This window comes from Novosphingobium resinovorum (assembly GCF_036352595.1).
Lineage (GTDB): Bacteria > Pseudomonadota > Alphaproteobacteria > Sphingomonadales > Sphingomonadaceae > Novosphingobium > Novosphingobium resinovorum_B.
In genome coordinates this window covers 46,524-66,220 of sequence record NZ_JAZFAX010000016.1, presented here as the reverse complement: position 1 = coordinate 66,220, position 19,697 = coordinate 46,524, and the positions used below count along the sequence as shown (strand labels likewise).

At 67.8% G+C, this 19,697-nt stretch carries 17 protein-coding genes; 5 read left to right on the top strand and 12 right to left on the bottom strand.

Features of this window, described 5'->3' with window-relative positions; translation table 11 throughout:
- Positions 1 to 28 precede the first annotated feature (28 nt).
- Positions 29 to 1,156, bottom strand: coding sequence for a cupin domain-containing protein (locus V2S85_RS15725; RefSeq protein WP_330703792.1), 1,128 nt, complete (start codon positions 1,154 to 1,156; stop codon positions 29 to 31).
- A 116-nt stretch (positions 1,157 to 1,272) separates the two neighbouring features.
- On the opposite strand from V2S85_RS15725, the gene V2S85_RS15720 reads away from it, so the two are divergent.
- Positions 1,273 to 2,208, top strand: a complete 936-nt coding sequence (locus tag V2S85_RS15720) for a carbon-nitrogen hydrolase family protein (protein WP_330703791.1) — start codon at positions 1,273 to 1,275, stop codon at positions 2,206 to 2,208.
- 6 nt (positions 2,209 to 2,214) lie between these two features.
- Entirely contained in the window at positions 2,215 to 2,850 is a 636-nt protein-coding gene (locus tag V2S85_RS15715; RefSeq protein ID WP_330703790.1) for a flavin reductase family protein, read from the top strand.
- A gap of 168 nt (positions 2,851 to 3,018) precedes the next feature.
- On the opposite strand, the gene V2S85_RS15710 is transcribed toward V2S85_RS15715, so the two are convergent.
- The 11 genes from V2S85_RS15710 to V2S85_RS15660 form a co-directional block, all read right to left on the bottom strand.
- Positions 3,019 to 3,423, bottom strand: coding sequence for a RidA family protein (locus V2S85_RS15710; protein ID WP_330703789.1), 405 nt, complete (start codon positions 3,421 to 3,423; stop codon positions 3,019 to 3,021).
- A gap of 22 nt (positions 3,424 to 3,445) precedes the next feature.
- Complete coding sequence (locus V2S85_RS15705; RefSeq protein ID WP_330703788.1) at positions 3,446 to 3,937, bottom strand: VOC family protein; 492 nt, start codon at positions 3,935 to 3,937, stop codon at positions 3,446 to 3,448.
- A 207-nt stretch (positions 3,938 to 4,144) separates the two neighbouring features.
- Positions 4,145 to 5,545: an NAD(P)/FAD-dependent oxidoreductase gene (locus tag V2S85_RS15700; protein ID WP_330703787.1), complete on the bottom strand. Its 1,401-nt coding sequence runs from the start codon at positions 5,543 to 5,545 to the stop codon at positions 4,145 to 4,147.
- Positions 5,542 to 5,835, bottom strand: a complete 294-nt coding sequence (locus V2S85_RS15695) for a 2Fe-2S iron-sulfur cluster-binding protein (RefSeq protein ID WP_330703786.1) — start codon at positions 5,833 to 5,835, stop codon at positions 5,542 to 5,544. Before V2S85_RS15695 ends, V2S85_RS15700 begins: the two co-directional genes overlap by 4 nt.
- Positions 5,832 to 7,046, bottom strand: a complete 1,215-nt coding sequence (locus V2S85_RS15690; protein ID WP_330703785.1) for an FAD-dependent oxidoreductase — start codon at positions 7,044 to 7,046, stop codon at positions 5,832 to 5,834. Before V2S85_RS15690 ends, V2S85_RS15695 begins: the two co-directional genes overlap by 4 nt.
- Positions 7,047 to 7,048: 2 nt before the next feature.
- Entirely contained in the window at positions 7,049 to 7,975 is a 927-nt protein-coding gene (locus tag V2S85_RS15685) for a dihydrodipicolinate synthase family protein (RefSeq protein WP_330703784.1), read from the bottom strand.
- A gap of 227 nt (positions 7,976 to 8,202) precedes the next feature.
- Entirely contained in the window at positions 8,203 to 9,657 is a 1,455-nt protein-coding gene (locus V2S85_RS15680; RefSeq protein ID WP_330703783.1) for a sodium:solute symporter family protein, read from the bottom strand.
- On the bottom strand, positions 9,654 to 9,887 hold the full coding sequence (locus V2S85_RS15675) for a DUF3311 domain-containing protein (RefSeq protein ID WP_330703782.1): 234 nt from the start codon (positions 9,885 to 9,887) through the stop codon (positions 9,654 to 9,656). The genes V2S85_RS15680 and V2S85_RS15675 overlap by 4 nt, the downstream gene beginning before the upstream one ends.
- Positions 9,888 to 10,107: 220 nt before the next feature.
- Complete coding sequence (locus V2S85_RS15670; RefSeq protein ID WP_330703781.1) at positions 10,108 to 11,025, bottom strand: LysR family transcriptional regulator; 918 nt, start codon at positions 11,023 to 11,025, stop codon at positions 10,108 to 10,110.
- A 131-nt stretch (positions 11,026 to 11,156) separates the two neighbouring features.
- Complete coding sequence (locus V2S85_RS15665; protein WP_330703780.1) at positions 11,157 to 13,685, bottom strand: beta-glucosidase; 2,529 nt, start codon at positions 13,683 to 13,685, stop codon at positions 11,157 to 11,159.
- 95 nt (positions 13,686 to 13,780) lie between these two features.
- Positions 13,781 to 16,006: a TonB-dependent receptor gene (locus V2S85_RS15660; RefSeq protein WP_330703779.1), complete on the bottom strand. Its 2,226-nt coding sequence runs from the start codon at positions 16,004 to 16,006 to the stop codon at positions 13,781 to 13,783.
- A 388-nt stretch (positions 16,007 to 16,394) separates the two neighbouring features.
- Here V2S85_RS15660 and V2S85_RS15655 point away from each other — a divergent pair, with 388 nt between their 5' ends.
- From V2S85_RS15655 to V2S85_RS15645, 3 genes are read left to right on the top strand one after another with little or no spacing between them, the layout of a single operon-like run.
- The gene (locus V2S85_RS15655) at positions 16,395 to 18,542 is read left to right on the top strand and encodes a xanthine dehydrogenase family protein molybdopterin-binding subunit (protein WP_330703778.1); all 2,148 of its coding nucleotides are present in this window, start codon (positions 16,395 to 16,397) and stop codon (positions 18,540 to 18,542) included.
- Positions 18,539 to 19,024 (top strand): (2Fe-2S)-binding protein, encoded by a 486-nt coding sequence (locus tag V2S85_RS15650; protein ID WP_330703777.1) that lies wholly within the window; start codon positions 18,539 to 18,541, stop codon positions 19,022 to 19,024. The genes V2S85_RS15655 and V2S85_RS15650 overlap by 4 nt, the downstream gene beginning before the upstream one ends.
- Positions 19,024 to 19,638: an Isoquinoline 1-oxidoreductase subunit gene (locus V2S85_RS15645; RefSeq protein ID WP_330703776.1), complete on the top strand. Its 615-nt coding sequence runs from the start codon at positions 19,024 to 19,026 to the stop codon at positions 19,636 to 19,638. The genes V2S85_RS15650 and V2S85_RS15645 overlap by 1 nt, the downstream gene beginning before the upstream one ends.
- The last annotated feature ends 59 nt before the right edge of the window (positions 19,639 to 19,697 follow it).

Below are 19,697 nucleotides of genomic sequence, written 5' to 3'. Positions count from 1 at the left end.
CCGTAGGTTATGACGTTAAGTTGACAAATCAGGTGAGGATTGGCTGGTGGCCGTCGTTCTCGCCCAGCGCTTCCTCGCGGTAGAGGCCGAGGGCGCGCATCACGGGCAGGTCGTTAAAGGTGAACAGGCAGGCATCCTCGGTGTCCGAGGCATTGGCGTGCTCGTGGTACATCCAGGCGGGGACCACGAAGATGTCGCGCTCCTGCCAGTCGAAGCGCTGGCCGTTGATGATGGACCAGCCCTTCCCCTTGGCGCACTGGTAGACGAAGCTGCCGGTCTGGCGGTGGGCCTTCGTCCGCTCGCCGGGGCGCAGCAGCTGCATGGACGCGCCGATCGTCTGCATCACCGGACCGCCGGTATGCGGATTGACGTATTCCATCATCACACCGTCGAAGGGCGACCCGTCGGTGACTCGCGCATATTTCGTCAGCGCCTCGTAGGTGGGCGCCCATTCGTATTTGAACAGCGGCGAATAAGGCTTGGACCAGGCCATGCCCGCCGGGCGCAGGCCGGTACCCGCCCAGGTCGCGGTGGAATCGTCGACCGGGTAGGAGACCGCCTGCTGCAGATCGGGATGAACCTCGTAGAAGTTGGCCTCCAGTGCGTTCATCAGCGGGATGTCGAGGCCGTCCTGCCAGATGCACGGGGTGCCGCCCTCGGCCACGCCATGCTCATGCCAGGTTCCATTAGGAGTGAGCACGAAGTCATTGGCACCCAAGGTCATTTTATGACCATCGACATTGGTGAAGGCGCCCTCGCCCTCCATGATGAAGCGCAGCGCCGAGGCCGAATGGCGATGGCTGGAAGCCAGTTCGCCCGGCCCCATCACTTGCAGCCCCGAATAAAGCCAGCCCACGGCGGCGACGACGTCGCTGCGCCCCGGATTCTCCAGGTAGACCACCCGGCGCCCGGCCTTCTCCGGTGTCACGAGGTCAAGCGCCTTCATAACATCGTCGCGCAAGTCCTTGTAACGCCACAGGTACGGCACCGACGTGGAAACCGGCTCCCACGGCTCGATCTTGTTGGCGACGGTCCACAGCGCGCCGGTGCCCAGCTGCTTCAGACGCTCGTAATAGGCCACCAGCTCGGGGGTGTCCTCCACGTTCGCGCGGCCGATCATGTCCTCGCGATACTGGTCGTAGCTCTCAGTCGCCATGGGTGCCTCCGTTCGAGATATTACAGACCTAAAATAATTTGAATAAAGTGTCAAATGCAACTATTGTCGCTTATGTGAACCGCAGATTCCCTGCGATTTCTGGAAAGGAGCGCCACATGCCCGCACCCTTCAAGGCCGCCGTCGTTCAGGCCGCATCGATCCCCACCGATTCTCTCGCCGCCGCGCAGAAGGCTGCCGGCCTGATCCGCAAGGCAGCCGCGGGCGGCGCGCAGTTCATGGTGTTCCCCGAAGCGTTCCTTGGCGGCTATCCCAAGGGCGCTTCGTTCGGCACGCCGGTGGGCATGAGGAAGCCCCAGGGCCGCGAGGACTTCCGCATCTACCACGAAGCCGCAATCGACCTGAACGGCCCCGAAGTGGACCTCCTCGCAGAGGCAACCGCCGAGACCGGCGCGTTCGTCGTCATCGGCGTGATCGAGCGCGACGGCGGCACCGTCTACTGCACCGCGTTGTTCTTCGACGGCGACAGGGGGCTGATCGGCAAGCACCGCAAGCTCATGCCGACCGGCGCCGAGCGCCTGATCTGGGGCTTCGGCGATGGCTCCACGCTGCCGGTGTTCGATACCCCCTTCGGCAAGGTCGGCGCGGTGATCTGCTGGGAAAACTACATGCCGATGATGCGCATGGCGATGTACGATCAGGGCATCTCCATCTACTGCGCCCCCACCGCCGACGACCGCGACGCCTGGCCCTCGACCATGCAGCACATCGCGCTGGAGGGCCGCTGCTTCGTGCTTTCCGCCTGCCAGCACGTGACGCGCGGCGCCTACCCGGCAGACTACGACTGCGCGCTGGGCGACGATCCCGAGACCGTCCTGCTGCGCGGCGGCTCGATGATCGTGGATCCGCTGGGCGCCGTGCTTGCGGGGCCGGACTATTCGGGCGAAACGATCCTCTATGCCGATATCGAACCGGCGCAGGTGGTGCGCGGCAAGTACGACTTCGACGTCGTCGGCCACTACGCCCGGCCGGACGTGTTCGAACTGAAGGTCAATGTCGCGCCGCGCCGCGCGGTCACCCGCTCCGGGGAGTAATCAAGCGTGGAATTCGATTTTTCAAAAGTACCGGGCCCCGATCGCTACAAGCTGATGGGCTCCAGCATCACCCCGCGCCCGATCGCGTGGGTGACGACGGTGTCGGGCGCGGGGCTGCGCAATGCCGCGCCCTACAGCTTCTTCAACATGATGAGCGCCGAGCCGCCGCTGGTCGTGCTGGGCATGATGCGCCGCCCCGACGGCACCCACAAGGACAGCGCCGCCAACATCCTCGAAACCGGCGAGTTCGTGGTCAACCTCGTCTCCGAGGCGGACAGCGCGGCGATGAACTTCACCTGCATCGACGGCCCGCCCGAGTTCGACGAACTCGCGGCGGCGGGCATCGGCACGCTGCCCTCCAGCGTGATCGGCGCCCCGCGCATCGCCAGCGCCCCGGTGGCGATGGAATGCCGGCTCTACGAGGCGGTCGAGACCGAGAAGACCACCATTGCCCTTGGCGAAGTGCTGCGCTTCCACATCGACAACGCCTTCATCGATGCCGAGAAGCTGCACGTCGATACCCTGGCGATGAACCTCGTCGCCCGTGTCCACGGCGCCGGCTGGTATGCACGCACCACCGACCTGTTCCAGATGACGCGTCCGACTTACGCGCAGTGGAGCGCAGAGAAGGCGGAGGGGTGATGAAAAAGGCCCGTCGCAGATGAAGCGACGGGCCTTCTTGGCGTGCACCGATGGGGCTTCGACAAGCTCAGCCTGAGCGGCGTTGAGAGGCGGTCTTCTAATCCTGCTCAGGCTGAGCTTGTCGAAGCCCCATCGGCCTGCCTCAACCCCGGCAGGGCATCGCTACGGCTACTTCACCGTGGCGATGGCCTCGATCTCGATCAGGAACTCGGGCATCGCCAGCGCCGAAACGCCCACCACGGTGTTCGACGCCGGCACTACATCACCATAGAACGCGCCCAGTTCCGGCCCGATCGCGGCCAGCATCGAGACGTCGTAGTTCACGATGAAGGTGCGCAGGCGCAGCACCGCTTCGGGGCCGACGCCCTGCGAAGCCAGCACGTCCTTGATGTTCGCCAGCGCCTGCCGAGCCTGAAGGCCGATGTCCGGGCCACCGACGACATTGTAGTCCTTGTCCCAGGCCACCTGCCCCGAGAGGTGCAGGGTGCCGGTCGCCTCGTCGAGCGTGGCGTGTGAGAAACCGTACTGGACGCTGGGATAGAGCGTCTCGGGATTGATGCGGGTGCTGGTCATGGCAGGCTCCTGTCAGGAAAGGTCAGTCGACGATCTCGAGCTGGTGGCCCCAGGGGTCGAGGATATAGAGGTTCTTCTTGCCCGCCAGCGGACCCTCGGTGATGTCGATGGTGTCCATCGGCGTGCAGCCGTGGGCGGCGAGGTAAGCCTTGGCCTTCTCGACATCGTCGACCTTGATGCCGAGGTGGTGGCCGCCCGCATCGCAGTTGCGCGGCAGGGTCGTACCGCGATCGGCGGGCTTGTCGTACTGGACGAGCTGGAAGTTCAGGTTCGCCGTCAGCTTGAGCATGATGAGCGTCAGGCAGGCGCCCGGCACGCCGACATGGCTTTCCATCCAGTCGCGGCCGTCCTCGCCGACCGGGATATCGGCGGCGTCGAGCGGTCCCATGCGGAACAGTTCGGTGGCGCCGAAAACGTCCTTGTACCACTGCGCGACGGTGTCGGCATCGGCCACGGTCCAGGATACGTGGTCGGCCTCGATGAAGATGGGGCGGTCGGACGCGGCGTCGGTCATGGGAATCTCCGGCTGGGAAGCGGCCAGCCTACGCCGCACGAGTGTTCCGGCAATGGCGTGGACTGAGCGAAGATGTTGCGATGGACGCAACGTAAAGGCCCGCCGCTTCCCCCTCCCCCCGCTCAGCCTGAGCTTGTCGAAGGCCCCGAGACGAGGCGCCACGCCGCAGGGGCCTTCGACAAGCTCAGGCTGAGCGGAGTTAGGAGGTTATTCCATCGTTTCCAGCAAGTCCGCCACCGACACCGCACGCGCGGGGAAGCGCGGGCGGAAGCCGCTCACCTCACCCTCTGTGCAGCCCCGCGCCGAGGCGATGCGGCGCACGAGCGCGTGTTCGCAGGTCCGGCCCTGACACAGCCCCATGCCAGCCCGGCAGCGCAGCTTGATCGCGCTTGCCCCGAACGAGGGACCGACTTCCAAGGCATCGGCAATCGCGCGATCGACAGCCCCGGCGGAAATGTCTTCGCACCGGCAGAGCAGGGTTTCCGGTTCCGGCTGCGGCAGCCATGGGCGGGGATCGGCGACACCGCGCAGAAGATCGATGAAGCCCTGCATCGCCTGCCGCTCGGCCCAAGGCTTGCGCATGGCCGCAGCCGCTTCCCCGGCCAACAGAGCGCCCGCGTCCCGCGCGATGGCCAGCCCCGCCAGCGCGCCCTCGGCCATCGCCGCATCGCTGCCCGCGACACCGGTAGTCTCGCCCGCGACGTAGAGGCCCGGCACGGTCGCGCGCATGGCTTCGTCGTGCACTGCCTCCCAGCCTCCGGCGGGGTCGGACCAACGCACTTCGCCGCCGATCTGGCGGATCAGGTCCACTTGCGGCAGGAAGCCGTAGCACATCGCGGCGACGTCGCAGGCGATGCTTTCGCCGTTGCTGAAGACGATGCGCTCCACCGCGTCGGTGCCTTCGCAGCGCAACGCCTGCGCGCCGTGGCGAACAGGAACCCCGGCCCGGCGCAGCGCCATGATCCCGGCGGCAGCGGCTAGCAACGGGCCGGGCGTCCGCAGCGCGCGCGGGAGGTTCGCCAGCGCCGTGCGCGCCATCGCCGCAAAGGGCTGCGCGAAACAGACGGCAGCGACTTCGCCGCCCGCCTCGACGATCTGCTGCGCGAGGACGATCATCAGCGGATGGGTGCCGAACAGGACGATCCGTTGGCCGGGCAGCACCTGCTGCGCCTTTATGAGCGTCTGCACCGCGCCCGCGCTCATGACGCCGGGCAGCGTCCAGCCCGGCAGCGCCACCGGCATGTCGTAGCAGCCCCCGGCCACCAGCACCCGCCGCGCCTGCACCTGTTCGATGCCGCCCGCCGTGCCCGAAAGCGTTAGCGCGAAGCCTTCGCCGTCAGGCATGACGCCCAGCACAGAGCGGCCGCCCAGCCACTGGAGCCGCGCATCACCGCTCACCCGGTCCAGCAGCGCGCGGCCCTTGCGATAAGGCGCGCCGCTGAGCCAGCCGGGGACCGAGAACGTCGCGGGAGGCTGGCGCAGGATCTGGCCGCCGGGGCGCTGCTGCTCGTCGATCACGCATGTCGAAAGGCCCGCCGCCAGCGTGCGCTCCGCAGCGGCGAGGCCCGCCGGGCCACCGCCAACGATGGCGACGTCGTAAGTGCTCATGCTTCCGGCCTTTCGGTGCGGATGCGCAGGGCCGGCTCTACGGGCACGAGGCAGCCGCGCAGGCGCCGCCATGGCGCATCCCCGCGCGCGACCCAGACGGTGCATTCGCTGCAGGTGCCCATGTTGCAGAACATCCCCCGCGCCTGTCCCGAACGGTCGTCACGAAAGCGCGGCGTGGCGGATAGCACGGCAACCGCCACCGTCTCGCCCGGATGCGCCATGACCGGCGCGCCGTCGAGTTCCACCGCGACCGGCGCGGGCCGGGTGACGCCCTGTTCGACGCGCTTCACGGCAACACCGCGAAGGCATCGAGGTGGGCGAAGCGGCGCGGCGTGAACATCGTCAGTTCCTCCGGCGTGGTCCCTTCCGCGATCGTGCGCGCGAGCAGCCGCGCCAGCACCGGGCCAAGCGTGAACAGCGATCCCCCCGCCGCCACGAACAGCCCCGGCGCGGCGGCGACCTCGCCGACGATGGGAAGTTGGTCGGCGGAAATGCAGGTAGTGCCGGTCCATGTCCGCAGCAGGGAGCGCTCGGCCAGCTCCGGCATGACCCGCGCGGCGACGTCCAGATTGGCGCGCAGGTTCTCGGGCTCGACGATCGCGGGGCGGTCGAGATCAGGGGTGCCGTCGGCGCGCTTCGCAAGGCGCGAGGGCCAGCCGCCGCCGATCAGCAGGTTGCCGTCCTCGGTCTGCTTCATCGACAGCCGCCGACCGACGTGCTGGATGAGGTAAGGCAGCACCGGCTCGGTCCGATCGGTGACGCTCATCATCAGCGGCGCAGGGTAAAGCGGCACGTTGAGGCCCAGCAGCCCGGCAAGGCGCGGCACCCAATGTCCCGCCGCCAGCAGCACGCGCGGCGTGTTCACCGTAACCTCGCCGTCGGGTCCGTGCAGCGTGGCGCGGTATGTCCGGTCGCGCTGCATCGAGAGTCCGGCAAGCGCGGTGCCGGTCTTCACCACCGCCCCCTGCCCGCGCGCGCCGTCGGCGAAGGCATCGACGAGGATGCGCGGGTTGGCATGGCCTTCGTCCTCCAGCCAGGCGGCTCCGGCAAGGTTGGGGGACAGTGCGGCGGCCTTATGGTGCAGTTGAGTGCCGTTGAGTACCCTTGTGGGCAAGCCAAGTTCGTTCTCGCGGGCCACCTTGAAGGCGAGGAGGTCCATCTCCGCCTCGGTCTCGGCCACCATCAGCCCGCCGTGCATGGCGACGTCGAGGGGGCGGCCGAGCATGTCCTCGATGCCCTTCCACTCCTCGATCGCGAGGCGGTTGAGCGAGACGATGCGCGCCCCGTCGGCGGCGGCCTTCTCGCCCTGTTCGAGGAAGCGCCGCTCGATCTGGAAGTGCAGCGAGCCCGCGTTCTGGCCGGAGGCACCCGAATTGAGGTGCCCCCGTTCGACTAGTAACACCTTGAATCCCATGCGGGAAAGATGCCAGGCCGTAGCGCAGCCGACGAGTCCGCCGCCGACGATCAGGATATCGCAGTGGGTCGTCGTCGGCATGCTCATGGTCAGAGCATATCGAGCTTTCGCAGCGTCTCGGCAATGCTTTCGCGGTCCTTGCCGGTGACGTCGATCAGCGGCTTGCGCACCGGACCGCCGGGCAGGCCCATGGCATCGAGCGCGGCCTTGAGGATCGCCGGGCCGGAACCGAAGCGGCCGACGAGGTCCGGCGTGTACCATTCCTCCATCAGCACCCGGTCCTTGCGCCCGCATTCGCGCGCGCCCTCGATATCACCGGCCCAGAGCTTGTCGTAGAAGCCGGTCTGGTTGCGGCCGAGCACGCCGCCCGCGCCCATCGTTCCGTCGCCGCCGTGGACGCGCAGCATCGTCAGGCCGAGTTCGTCCATCGGGTAGCCGAACACGCGGACCTGCTCGCCCAGCGCGAAGACGGTGTCCATGAAGTGCGTGAAGCGCGGGGTGGACTGCTTGATGGCGACGATCGCGTCGATGTCGGCAAGGCGGCGCAGCGTCTCCAACGGCATGTCGATGCCGGTGCCCGGAGGCCAGTTATAGACGCAGATCGGCAGGTCGATGGCGGCACCGACTTCCTCGTAGAACGCCACGATCTCGTTCGGCAGTGGGCGCACGTAAGGCGGCGGGGTGATCAGAACGCCCTCGAAACCGGCCTCTGCGGCGGCCTGCGCATAAGCGATCGTCTCGCGCGCGGTGAAGCTGGAGCAGCCCGCGATGAGCGGCACCTTCTTCGCCATCTGGCTACCCGCCAGTTCGAACAGGCGCTTGCGCTCGTCAGGACGCATGCTGGTCCATTCGCCGGTGGTGCCGGCCAACACGAGGCCATGCATGCCCTGATCGACGAGCCATTCCAGCAGCAGGCCGAGGCCCTTTTCGTCGAGGGTGTCCTCGTCGATGAAGGGGGTCGTGATCGCGGGGATATAGCCCTGCCAGTTCACCCGTGACCGCTTGCTGACCGTCATTGCTTCGTCCTTGTTCCTGACCTGCGGAAATTCCTGCTGCAGCGGCGCGATCTTTGTCCCGCTCTCTGCCGTAGGACGATCGATGCCAGTGGGGTTGTTTTCCAACAATGGCGCGCATCGGGCGAAAACGTTGCGCTGGCCGCAACGTCGGATATGGTCCGGACACGAAGACGCCGCGCCCGGTCGGAACCGGACGCGGCGTTGTCTTGTGCCTTGGTAGCCTGTCGTCAGGCGGGTTGGGCGACGAGCACCTTGCGCGGGCTTGCCAGAGACAGGCCCACGGTGACGACCGCATTGGCGATCAGCGCGACGAGGCCGATCTCCCAGTGCGGGAACCATGCGGCGGCAAGGCTCGACAGCGCGGGCACCCAGAGCACCGCATAGCCCGTCAGCAATCCGCACAGGACGGCGGCGGCGCTCGTGCGGCGCAGCAGGAAGGCGCAGTAGACGCCCGGCGCCAGCATGCCGATCGCGGCATAGGCGGACAGCCCGATCTCGACCAACGAGCCGCTCGCGCCCAAGGTCAGGTAGAGCGCGATCGCCGCGAACACGACCATGGCGAGGCGCGAGACGAGCAGTTCGGTGCGGTCGTCTATGGTGGGCACCAGCGGGCGCACGATGTTGCGCCCGAATATCGAGCCACAGGTCAGCAGCAGCACCGAGCCCGGCACCAGCGCCAGCAGCGAGGCGGTCCCCGCCAGCACGCCGAGCATCCACGCCGGATAGCGCTGCTCCACGAAGGCCAGCAGCAGCGCATTGGGGTCGCCGCCGGGGGCCTTGGTCCCGGCCAGCAGCGCCGCGAAGCCGAGCAGGATGATGAAGAAATAGGAGAGCGAGTAGATCGGCTGGAACACCGCATTGCGCCGGATCGTCGTGCCGCTGTCGGCCGAGTAGCACAGCTGGAACATGTGCGGGAAGATGTACGTCCCCAGCGCCACGTTGATCGCCGAGGTCACCAGCCAGGTCACGTCGAGGCCGAGTTCGGGCTTGAGGCCGGGGAAGCGGATGGCCTCGGGGAAGCGCTCGCCAACGGTGCGGAAGACGTCGAGCACCGAGGCCTCGCCCACCACGCTCGCGACGGTCCAGGCCAGCACGATCACCACGATCAGCATTAGCACGTCCTTCACGCCTGCGGCGAACGCGGCGGAGCGCAGGCCCGCGAGGAACACGAAGAGCAGCATCAGAACGACCGAGAAACCGGCCGCCGCGCCCTGGCTCACCCACGGTCCTGCGGCGAGGCGCACCACCAGAGTCAGCGCGGTGACCTGGATCTGCACGTAGACCACCAGCGCGATCAGCCCCGCCGCCGCAACGCAGACCCCCAGCCAGCGCGCCTGATAACGGTGCGCGAAGAAGTCCGCCTGCGTGACGAGACCATGGCGCCGCCCATAGGCATGGATCATCGGCGTCAGCCAGTAGCCCAGCGCCGCCGAGAGCGAGACCGAGCAGAACGCCAGATAGGCAGGCGCGCCATAGGCCCAGGCGAATCCTGAGATGCCGAGCACGGCGAACGTCGTGTAGATCTCACCGGCGTTGAGGAACCAGAAGACCAGCGTGCCCAGCTTGCGGCCGCCGAGCGCCCATTCCTCCATGGTCTGCGCGCGCTTCTGCTTGCGGCGACCGTAAAGCATCGATCCGGCGACGGTGCCGCACACGATCAGCAGGATGAGCGAGAGGATCATGCCCCGCCCTCCCTGTTGCGCGTGTCCAGCATGAAGCGGAGGCCCAGAACGGCAGTGGCGAAAAGGATGCCCGCCATCTGCCAGACCATCCCGAACGGCAGACCCAGAGGTGCCCACTCGACGCCGTTGGCCCACGGCGCGAAGCCCAGTTGCCACACGAACGGCAGCAACAGCAGCAGGTCGGCGCGCGACAGGCCGGTTTTGTCGGGAGTGTCGGTCGGGTCAGTCATCAGTGCTCTCGGATATTGCAATGAGCAGCGTGGACGCTGTCAACGTTGCATTCAATGACGAATCAATGCTCGAAACGTTGCGAAAAACGAAACGTCATCCCGCATGACTGTCTTCCGCCCATCTCGTCATTGCGAGCGCAGCGAAACAATCCAGGGCGGCCTCATACTGCCCTGGATTGTTTCGCTGCGCTCGCAATGACGACCCGAAGGTAACCTGACATCACCGTTCCCGCGCCACCGGCCGGTTCCACTGCCGCAATTGCGCCTCGATGCGCTTGAGCAGACGCAAGGGCGCGCCTTCCAGCTGGCGGCCGGAGCGCAGGACGAGGCTGGTGGTGGTTTCCTCGATGCTGTCGTCGGCGATCGGCACGCTGACCATCGCGCCTTCGGTCAGTTCCGACCACACCGAAATCTGCGGCAGGATGGCGACGGCGATCCCCGCGCGCACCATGTCCTGCATGACGTGGATCGAGTTCGAGGTGATCGCGGGCTGGAAGTAGGTCTTCGAATTGGCCTCGGCCGCGCTCAGGATCTGGCGGATGCGGAAATGGGCGGGCGGCAGCACCAGCGGCACCCCCGCCAGCTCTGCGATGGTGACGCTGGGCTGCGCGGCCAGCGGGTTGTCGGGCAGCATGATCGCCATCAGCGGCTGCGCGATCACCGAGCGGACGTGAATCTTCATGTCGTTGGGCGTCGAGAAGACTAGCCCGAAATGCGCCTCGTCGTCCGCGATCATGCGCAGGATCTCGGTGGTGGAGCCGGTGAGAATCTCCAGCCGGATCAGCGGGTTCGCCTGCGAGAACTGGCTGACGATCGAGGTGAAGCTCTGCCCCGCGAAGCCGTCGCCGATCGCCGCCGTCACTTGGCCCGTACGGACCGAGCGCAGTTCCTCCAGCTTGGCGCGCAGAGCTTCGCGGTCGGCCAGCTGGTTGCGGTAGTGGGCGATGACGATCTCGCCCGCATGGGTCAGCCGCACGCCGCGCCGCCCCTTCTCGATCAGGGCGAGGCCGTACTGGCTCTCCAACTGCGCAATCTGGCGGCTGATCGAGGACGGCGCGACGTTGAGCCGATCCCCCGCCGCGCGCATCGATCCGGCGCTGAGCGCTTCCAGCAGGTATCGCATTCCGGCTTCGGACAAATCGAACTCCTTTGGGACTCGCACACCGCTCGTCATTGCGAGCCCCGAAGGGGCGCGGCAATCCAGGGCAGCATTACACCGCTATGGATTGCTTCGCTTCGCTCGCAATGACGAAGCCAGTCCCTAGCAGGTCAGCGCGCCGGATCGAAGTCCTTGCCCAGCGGCAGATCGCGCGAGCTGGAGCCGATCTGGACGCGGTAGCTGCCCTTGGCCAGTTGCCAGTCGTGCGTGGTCTCGTCCCAGTAGGACAGCGCGCGGCGGTCCAGCGGGAATTCGACCGTGGCCGACTTGCCCGGCTGCAGCGAGACGCGCGCGAAGCCCTTGAGCTGGCGCGGCGGCTCGTTCGCGGCGACAGGCATCGAGACGTAGAGCTGCGCCACTTCGTCGCCCGCGACCTTGCCGGTGTTGCGCACGGTGGCGCGGACCGTCCAGCCTTCGCCCGACTTCGCCAGCTTCAGGCCACTGTAGGTGAAGCTCGTGTAGGACAGGCCGTGGCCGAAGGGATAGAGCGGCGCGATGCCCTTGGCGTCGTACCAGCGGTAGCCGACAAGGATGCCCTCGTCATAGCGCGCGGTGGTGCCGATGCCGGGATAGCGCGTGGGCTGGTCGGCAGGGCCGTTGACCTCGTCCGCCGGGAACGTCACCGGTAACTTGCCCGAGGGGTTGGCCTTGCCGGTCAGCAGCGCGGCGATGGAGTCCGCCGCCTGCTCGCCCGGATACCAGGCGGCGAGGATACCCGCGACCTTGTCACGCCACGGCATCAGCACCGGGCCGACGGTGTGGAGCACGACGACGGTGTTGGGGTTGGCCGCCGCGACCGCCTCGACCAGCGCGTCCTGATCGCCGGGGAGTTTCAGGTCGGTGCGGTCGGCGCCTTCGGAAACGTGATCTGCGACGAAGATCACCACTACTTCGGCCTTCTTCGCGGCGGCGACAGCCTCGTCGATCAGTGTCGAATCCGGAGCCTGCCAGCCGAGGCGCAGTTCGTTGGCCGAGAGCGTCGGCGCGTTGGAATAATCAAGCTGCAACGCCACGCGCTTGCCCGCTTCGAGCCAGACGGTGCCGTGAGTGGCAAGGCGGAAGCTCTGTTTCGGCACGTAGGCGACGCGCTTGCCGTCGATCAGCAGCGCGATCTCGCCGCCGCCGTTGAGCGAGAAGCGGTAGGTGCCGGTCTTCGGCGGCACGAAGCCCGCCGTCCAGCGCGCCGACCACAGCGAGGGCAAGCCCTGCACGCCCGCCTTGGGGCCGGCCTCGGCATAGTCGATCGACGCTTCCTTGCGGGTGACGAGCGGTTCGCCCTTCCAGTCCGGCGAGGCGTAATAGCGCGCCGTCAGATCCTCGAAAGCCGAGGCGGGCATGGCGGGCAGCGGCGCGATGCCGAGGGTGCCGCGCGCATACGTCACGCTCGCCTTGTCGCCGAGCGCCGCCTTGATCGCATCGACCGGGGCCTTGAGCGTGCCGACGTCCTCGGTCTTCACGAAGCCGCCGTAGCGCTCGGACGTCTGGACGTTCGCGCCCGCATCGTCGCCGATCACGGCGATGGTCTTCGCCTTCAGGGGCAGTACGCCGCGCTCGTTGCGCAGCAGCACGGTGCCTTCCTCGGCGATCTTCTCGGAGAGAACGAGGTGCGCCGGATCGCGCACGTTGGCATTGGCGTCGGCCGCCGCGATCGGATGATCGACTAGGCCGAGGCGGAACATCGGGGTGACGATGCGCTTCACCATGCCGTCGATGTCGGCCTGCGTGATGGCGCCGCTGGCCCGCGTGGCTTTCAGTTCCTTGACGCCGTAGAACTCGGCGAAACCGAAGGGGCTGACGCCGCCGGGCATGGAAATGTCGAGCCCCGCCTTCACCGAGGGCGCAGTGGAGCGATGGGCGAAATACCAGTCCGCCACGACGAACCCGTCGAAGCCCCAGCGCTTGAGATTGCCCAGCGTGCCGGGGTTCTCACAGGCGTACTGGCCGTTGACGCGGTTGTACGCGCACATGATCGAGCCGGCCTTGCCCTGCTTCACCACAGCCTCGAAGCCGGGGTAGTAGATTTCGCGAAGCGCGCGCTCGGGGACGATGGCGTCCACCGCCTCGTAGGCGGGACCGTCGCCCAGACGCAGCCATTCCTGATTGTTGGCCGCGAAGTGCTTGGGCGTGGCGATCAGGCCCAGCGACTGGATGCCGCCGGTGATTGCAGTGCCCAGCTGCGCGGTCAGATAAGGGTCCTCGCTCAGCGTCTCGGCGAGGCGGCCCCACTTGGGGGTGCGGATGATGTTGATCGTGGGCGCGAGCACCACGTTGCGCCCCTTGCCCGCGTGTTCGGCGCCCAGCGCCTTGCCGTAGGCGGTCATGAGGTCGCGGTCGAAAGTCGCCGCGTCCATGACGGGGGCGGGGAACTGCGTCACGCCCTTCATGCCGTTGCCGACGCCTGCCGGGCCGTCGCCCATGCACAGGCGCGGCAGGCCGAGGCGGGCGATGCCGCTGATGTGGCCGACGCAGGCGTTGACGCCGGTGCCGTTGGCATCAAGCTCGGTATCGCCCTGAAGGAGCTTCAGCTTCTCGTCATCCGTCATCGCCGCGACCACCAGATCGGCCCGCTGTTCGGGTTCGAGGGCAGTTTCCAGCCAGGGCTGCCGTGCCTCGGCTGCGAAGGCAGGAACGGTCGCCACGGCGCAAAACGCGATCCCGGAGAGCAAGGCTCTCCGGGATGCGATTGCCATCCGGTGCGATCCGAAAACGAACGTCGAGACAGCAACGGTCATGGTCAGAACTTCACCATTCCCGACAGGCTCACCGTGCGCGGACGGTTGGTGTAGTAGCCCAGCGGATAGAGGCCCGGAACGATCTCGTTGTAGTTGATCGTCGTGCGGTCGTTGAACAGGTTGCTGACGTTGAGGTTCAGCGACCACGGGGCCTTGTTGATACCCGCGCGCAGGCCCACCATCCAGTACGAGTCCAGCTTCTGGTAGTTGTCGATCGTCGCGTTGAACTTGGTGGCCGACGATCCCTGGTAGGACACGTTGGCACCGAACGAGGCGTCCAAGCCCAGTGCATCGACGAACGTGGTGTAATCGACGCTGGCCGCGCCGGTCAGCTTGGGGACGTAGGGGATGCGGTCGCCCTTGCGGCCGGTCGCCACGATGGGGTTGTCCTCGCTGAGTTCGGCGACGTTGTAGTTGCCCGAAACATTGATGTCGAGGCCGGCGACCGGACGCGCTTCGAGCGTGACTTCCGCGCCCTTGACCGTCGCCTTGCCGCCGTTGCCGGTGTAGCTGAACGACACGGTGCCGCTGGTGGCCTGCTGCGAGACCTGGATGTCCGACCAGTCGATGTAGTAAAGCGCGCCGTTAAGGAACAGCTTGCGGTCAAGCAGGGTGGTCTTCACGCCCCACTCGTAGTTCCACAGCGAATCCGAACCGTAGCCCTCGGGGATGGTCACGCCGGCGATCTCGGCCGCGGTCGGATCGTTGGTGCCGCCCGAGCGATAGCCCTGCGCGACCTGCACGTAAGTATTGACCTGATCGCTGACCTTCCATGCCAGGTTGAAGCGGCCGATCACGCCGTTGTCCTTGGCGTGCAGCATGTTGCCCGCACCCGAACCGGCGCCGCCACCCGCAGCGACGAGCGAGGTGGAAAGCTGGCTGAGCTTGAAGTCGAACAGGCGGGCACCGGCGGTGAAGGTCAGGTTGTCGAGGAACTTGTAGCTCAGTTCGCCGAACAGCGCGCGTTCCTTGATGCGGGTGTCGACGGTGCGGTCGAGCAGCATGTCGGAATCGGCCGTGATATTGCCCTGGGCATCGGCGGTCGGCCACGAGCTGTGGTAGAAGCGGTTCTCGTTCTGGAAGAAGCCGCCGACGAGCACCTGGATCGGGCCACCGAAGTCCGAGGCGAAGCGCAGTTCGCCGCTGTCCACCCGGCGGTGCTTCTTTTGCACCAGCGCGCTGCGGCCTTCGTCGCTGTAGTCGAGCCCGAAGAACGAGTCCGCCGCAAGGCTGGCATCGCGCGTGAAGCCGGTGTCGCGCACGAAGCGCGAGACGGTGCCGGTGAAGGTGCCGTAGCTCTGCTTGTAGTTGACGGTGGCGTTGTAGATCTCGCTCTTGTCGTCGTAGGGCGAGCGGACCTCGTCGGCCTGATAGTCCCTGGGCAGCGCGGCGCCGCTGTAGTCTTGCAGGTTGTAATAGTTCTTCGCGTCCTGGTGGACGTCCTGGTACATCGCGGTGACATCCACGGTCAGGTCGGGCGTCGCCTGCAGGCGGGCGGTGATGCGGCCGGCCTTGCTCTTCTCGGCGTTGGCGCCGTTCTCGAACTTGTTGTCGATCCAGCCCGGCAGGTCGGCATAGAAGCCCGAGGCGCGGACCGCGAACACGCCCTTGACGATCGGGATGTTCACCGCGCCGTCGCTCTGCATGCCCAGCGCAGCACCCTTGGTGGCGCGCAGGGCCGACTGGAAGTAGCCGTTCACGCCGCCGTCGGGATCGGCCTTCTTGGTGATGTAGCGCATCGTGCCGGCCATCGAGCTGGCGCCGAAGGTTGTGCCCTGCGGTCCCTTGAGCACTTCGACGCGGTCGATGTCGAACAGCTTCACGTCAGGAGCCTGGCCGCCGCCGTCCTGCGAGTTCTCGCCGGTGATGACGGTCTCGTCGAGGTAGAGGCCCACGGTGCCGGCGCCGGCAGCGTTGATGCCGCGGATGACGTAGCGCTTGTCGCCCGGGCCTTCGTCCTGGACGTTCAGTGCCGGGATCGAACGGTAGAAGTCGGCGAAATCGACCGCGCCCTTCTCCTTGAGCGAGTCTCCGCCCAGCGCCTGCACGGCGATCGGGGTGTCCTGGATGGTCGAGGACGTGCGCTTGGAGGCCGTGACGACGATGTCGCCCCCGACGCCGTCGCTGGCGCCTGCCGCGTCCTGGGCCAGTGCCGGCATGGAACACAGCGCCGTACCGGCGAGCATGCCGGAAACGATAAGCCTGAGCGACCCGATCTGATTTTTCATGGAACCCCTTTCAACCCTGTTTGCTTTCGCCGGCTTCGACAGCAAGTGTCCCCGCATCCGCCGGATGACAGGAACGTCACATACGCCCCCCCTTTTCCTTCAATGCAGCCAATCCGTGATATTCGTTGCGATCAGCGCAACACTGATGGTAACGTTTTCATGAAGGTATGTCGTCGCTTCCCCCGGCAAACGCAACTATTCCAGCGCGTTGCCTGCCGCCGGAAGTGTGCCGTCTCCGGACGCACGACGTGCGCGGACATGAAACTTCAGTAAAACCACCAAGTGTTCGGCAGGCGGCTTTTCGAAAATTCCATCGCTGGACGCGGCGGGACGGCGCGGTAAGCTGATCGCCCATGACATCGCCCTGCCCGTCCACGGACGTTCCCGCATGATCCGCGCCGACCGCCGGCAAGTGCTGTCCGGCACCGGCGCGCTGCTGGTCGCGGCGCTGCTGCCGCTGCCCGGACGCGTGCGCGCGGCGGCCCTGTCCCGGAATTTCGAGCCCAACGCCTTCGTCCGGATCGACGCCGACGGCCTCGTCACCGTCGTCATCAAGGCGGTCGAGTTCGGACAGGGCGCGGCGACCGGGCTGGCGACGCTGGTGGCGGAGGAACTCGATGCCGACTGGGACAAGGTCCGCTTCGAATTCGCGCCCAACGACGACAAGCGCTACGCCAACCTGCGGATGGGCACGATGGCGGTCGGCGGCTCGACGACGATGGCCAGCGCCTGGCTGCAGATGCGCAAGGCCGGGGCGGCGGCGCGGGCGATGCTGGTCGATGCGGCGGCCGCGCGCTGGGGCGTCGCGGCGGCGCAGATCTCCACCGAGCGCGGCGTGGCGCAGGCCGGGCGCCACCGCGCGCACTACGGAGAGCTTGCCCTCGCCGCCGCGCGCCTGCCGGTGCCGGAAGATCCGCCGCTGAAGTCGCCGGAGCGGTTCCGCCTGATCGGCAAGGTCGCGCCGCGCCGCGATTCGGCGTGCAAGTCCGACGGCTCGGCCAGGTTCGCGATGGACGTGCGGCACGATGGCATGGTCCACGCGGTCATGGCGCACCCGCCCGCCTTCGGGGCGAGGATGGCGACGTACGATGCTGCCGCTGCCCTGGCAGTGCCCGGCGTGCGCAAGGTGGCACCGGCCGACGCCGGTGTCGCGGTCTATGCCGACAGCATGGCCGCCGCCCTCGGGGGGCGCAAGGCGCTGGCGGTGACCTGGGACCATACCGGCGCGGAGACCCGCGATTCGCAAGCGCTGGAGGCCGAGGCGCTGCGCCTCGCCGCGCTGCCGGGCTTCGCCGTCGTCGATACCGGTCCCTTCCCCGCGACGCTTCCCACAGGCGCGCGGGTGGTCGAGGGGCAATTCGTGCTGCCTTACCTCGCCCATGCGCCGATGGAGCCGCTGAACGCCACGCTGCGGCTGCGCGACGGGCGGCTCGACGTCTGGGCCGGCAGCCAGTTCCAGGTGCTCGAACCCGCCGCCATGGCCGAGGAACTCGGCGTCGCGGCGGACAAGGTCACGCTTCACCAGTGCTACGCCGGCGGCAGTTTCGGTCGCCGCGCGACGCCCGGGCGCGAGTTCGGCCATCAGGCCGGCAAGGTCTGCGCCGCCTGGGGCGGGCCGGAGGCGGTCAAGTTCCTGTGGACGCGCGAAGACGACCTGACCGGCGGCTTCTACCGCCCGATGATGGTCCACAAGGTACGCGCGGCGATCGGCGCGGACGGCACGATCCTGGGCTGGGACCACCGCATGGCCGGCCAGTCGATCGTCGCCGGAACCCCGTTCGAGGCGGGCGCACGCAAGCGCGGCTACGACAAGCTGATGGTCGAGGGCGCGGACGAGATCGGCTACCGCGTGCCCGCCCGCCGCCTCGGCGTCAGCGAACTGCCGAGCCGGATCCCGGTCAACTGGTGGCGCTCGGTCGGCGCCAGCCACACCGGCTACGTGGTCGAGGCGATGATCGACCGCCTGCTCGCGGGCGTGGGCATCGACCTCGTCCAAGGGCGCCTCGCGCTGATGGAGGACGAGCGTGGGCGCACGGTCGTGCGTCGCGCCGCCGAAATCGCCGGATGGTCCGGCCCGCGCCGCGAAGGCCGCGCGCTGGGCTTCGCCTATGTGAAGAGTTTCGGGACTTACGTGGCGCAAGTCGCCGAAGTCTCACGCGGGAAAGACGGATCGCCGCGCGTCCACAAGGTCTGGTGCGCGGTGGACTGCGGGTTGCCGATCAATCCCGACAACATCCGCGCCCAGGTCGAGGGTGGCATCGGCTTTGCCGTTGGCCACGCGCTCCATGCCGAGATCGTGCTCGGCGAAGGCGGACGCGTCATGCAGACGAACTTCGACCGCTACCCCTCGCTCAGGATCGGCGACATGCCCGAGGTGGAGGTCGCCATCATCGCCAGCGGCGCCGATCCCAGCGGTATCGGCGAGCCGCCGGTGCCGCCGCTCGCCCCTGCGATCGCCAGCGCCTGGCGGCAGCTGACCGGCATGGCGATCGAGCGCCTGCCCTTCGCCCGCGCCATCCGGGAAGCCCGCGCATGACCACCGCCTTCACGCTCAACGGCCGCAAGGTCGCCGCTGCCAGCGATGCCGATACGCCGCTGCTCTGGGTGCTGCGCGACGAACTGGGGCTGACGGGGACCAAGTACGGCTGCGGCGTCGCCCAGTGCGGGGCCTGCACCGTGCATGTCGATGGTTCCACGCGCCGCGCCTGCGTCACCCCGCTCGGCAGCGTGGCCGGCAGGGCGGTGACCACGATCGAGGGTGCGGCGGCCGCGCACGGAACGCCGGGACGCGTCGCCCGCGCCCTGCAGCAGGCCTGGACCGAGCTGGACGTGCCGCAGTGCGGGTTCTGCCAGTCGGGCCAGATCATGGCCGCCACCGTGCTCGTCGCCGCGATCGCGGACCCTTCGGACGCCGACATCAACGCCGCCATGGCCGGCAACATCTGCCGCTGCGCCACCTACCTGCGCATCCGCCAGGGCATCCGGCTCGCGGCGTCGCGGCTGCGGGAGCAGCGCTGATGCGGGCGGCGCGGATCGTGCTTGCGGCCAGCCTCGCGCTCGTCTCGGCGACGGTGCTGGCGCGGGTGGGCGATGGGCCTGAGACGCTGCGCGGTCCGGCCGACTTCGCCGGAATCGCCGACCCGCGCCAGCGCTCGCTCGCGCTGTTCGCGGAGATGGGCAAGGTGATCCGGAGCCCCCGCTGCCTCAACTGCCACCCGCGCACCGACAGCCCTACCCAGGGCGATGCGATGACGCTCCACAGTCCGCCGGTGACGCGCGGGCCCCGGGGCGAGGGGGTGACGGCAATGCGCTGCCGTACCTGCCACGGCGATGCCAACGTCGCCTTTTCCGGCAGCGAGGGCAGCATTCCGGGCGATCCGCACTGGCATCTCGCCCCGCGCGAGATGGCCTGGCAGGGGCGCACGCTCGGTCAGATCTGCCGCCAGATGTCGGACCCGTCGCGCAATGGCGGCAAGTCGCTGGCGCAGCTGGTGGAGCACAACGGCGAGGACCACCTCGTCGGCTGGGCCTGGCGCCCGGGCCCCGGCCGCAAGCCCGCACCCGGCACGCAGGCGCTGTTCGGCGCGCTCACGCAGGCATGGGTGGACAGCGGCGCGGCCTGCCCGGACTGATCGAACACTTCGCAGGCGCCATCCGGCGAGATCGCGCTCCCCTTGCGGGGAGCGCTTCG

Excerpts from the sequence above, each read along its gene's own strand:
- V2S85_RS15705 (WP_330703788.1), bottom strand. The coding sequence starts at position 3,937 with ATGACCGACGCCGCGTCCGACCGCCCCATCTTCATCGAGGCCGACCAC.
- V2S85_RS15710 (WP_330703789.1), bottom strand. The coding sequence starts at position 3,423 with ATGACCAGCACCCGCATCAATCCCGAGACGCTCTATCCCAGCGTCCAG.
- V2S85_RS15650 (WP_330703777.1), top strand. The coding sequence starts at position 18,539 with ATGACCACCGCCTTCACGCTCAACGGCCGCAAGGTCGCCGCTGCCAGC.
- V2S85_RS15690 (WP_330703785.1), bottom strand. The coding sequence starts at position 7,046 with ATGAGCATGCCGACGACGACCCACTGCGATATCCTGATCGTCGGCGGC.
- V2S85_RS15720 (WP_330703791.1), top strand. The coding sequence starts at position 1,273 with ATGCCCGCACCCTTCAAGGCCGCCGTCGTTCAGGCCGCATCGATCCCC.
- V2S85_RS15660 (WP_330703779.1), bottom strand. The coding sequence starts at position 16,006 with ATGAAAAATCAGATCGGGTCGCTCAGGCTTATCGTTTCCGGCATGCTC.
- V2S85_RS15675 (WP_330703782.1), bottom strand. The coding sequence starts at position 9,887 with ATGACTGACCCGACCGACACTCCCGACAAAACCGGCCTGTCGCGCGCC.
- V2S85_RS15685 (WP_330703784.1), bottom strand. The coding sequence starts at position 7,975 with ATGACGGTCAGCAAGCGGTCACGGGTGAACTGGCAGGGCTATATCCCC.
- V2S85_RS15725 (WP_330703792.1), bottom strand. The coding sequence starts at position 1,156 with ATGGCGACTGAGAGCTACGACCAGTATCGCGAGGACATGATCGGCCGC.
- V2S85_RS15680 (WP_330703783.1), bottom strand. The coding sequence starts at position 9,657 with ATGATCCTCTCGCTCATCCTGCTGATCGTGTGCGGCACCGTCGCCGGA.
- V2S85_RS15655 (WP_330703778.1), top strand. The coding sequence starts at position 16,395 with ATGATCCGCGCCGACCGCCGGCAAGTGCTGTCCGGCACCGGCGCGCTG.
- V2S85_RS15700 (WP_330703787.1), bottom strand. The coding sequence starts at position 5,545 with ATGAGCACTTACGACGTCGCCATCGTTGGCGGTGGCCCGGCGGGCCTC.
- V2S85_RS15645 (WP_330703776.1), top strand. The coding sequence starts at position 19,024 with ATGCGGGCGGCGCGGATCGTGCTTGCGGCCAGCCTCGCGCTCGTCTCG.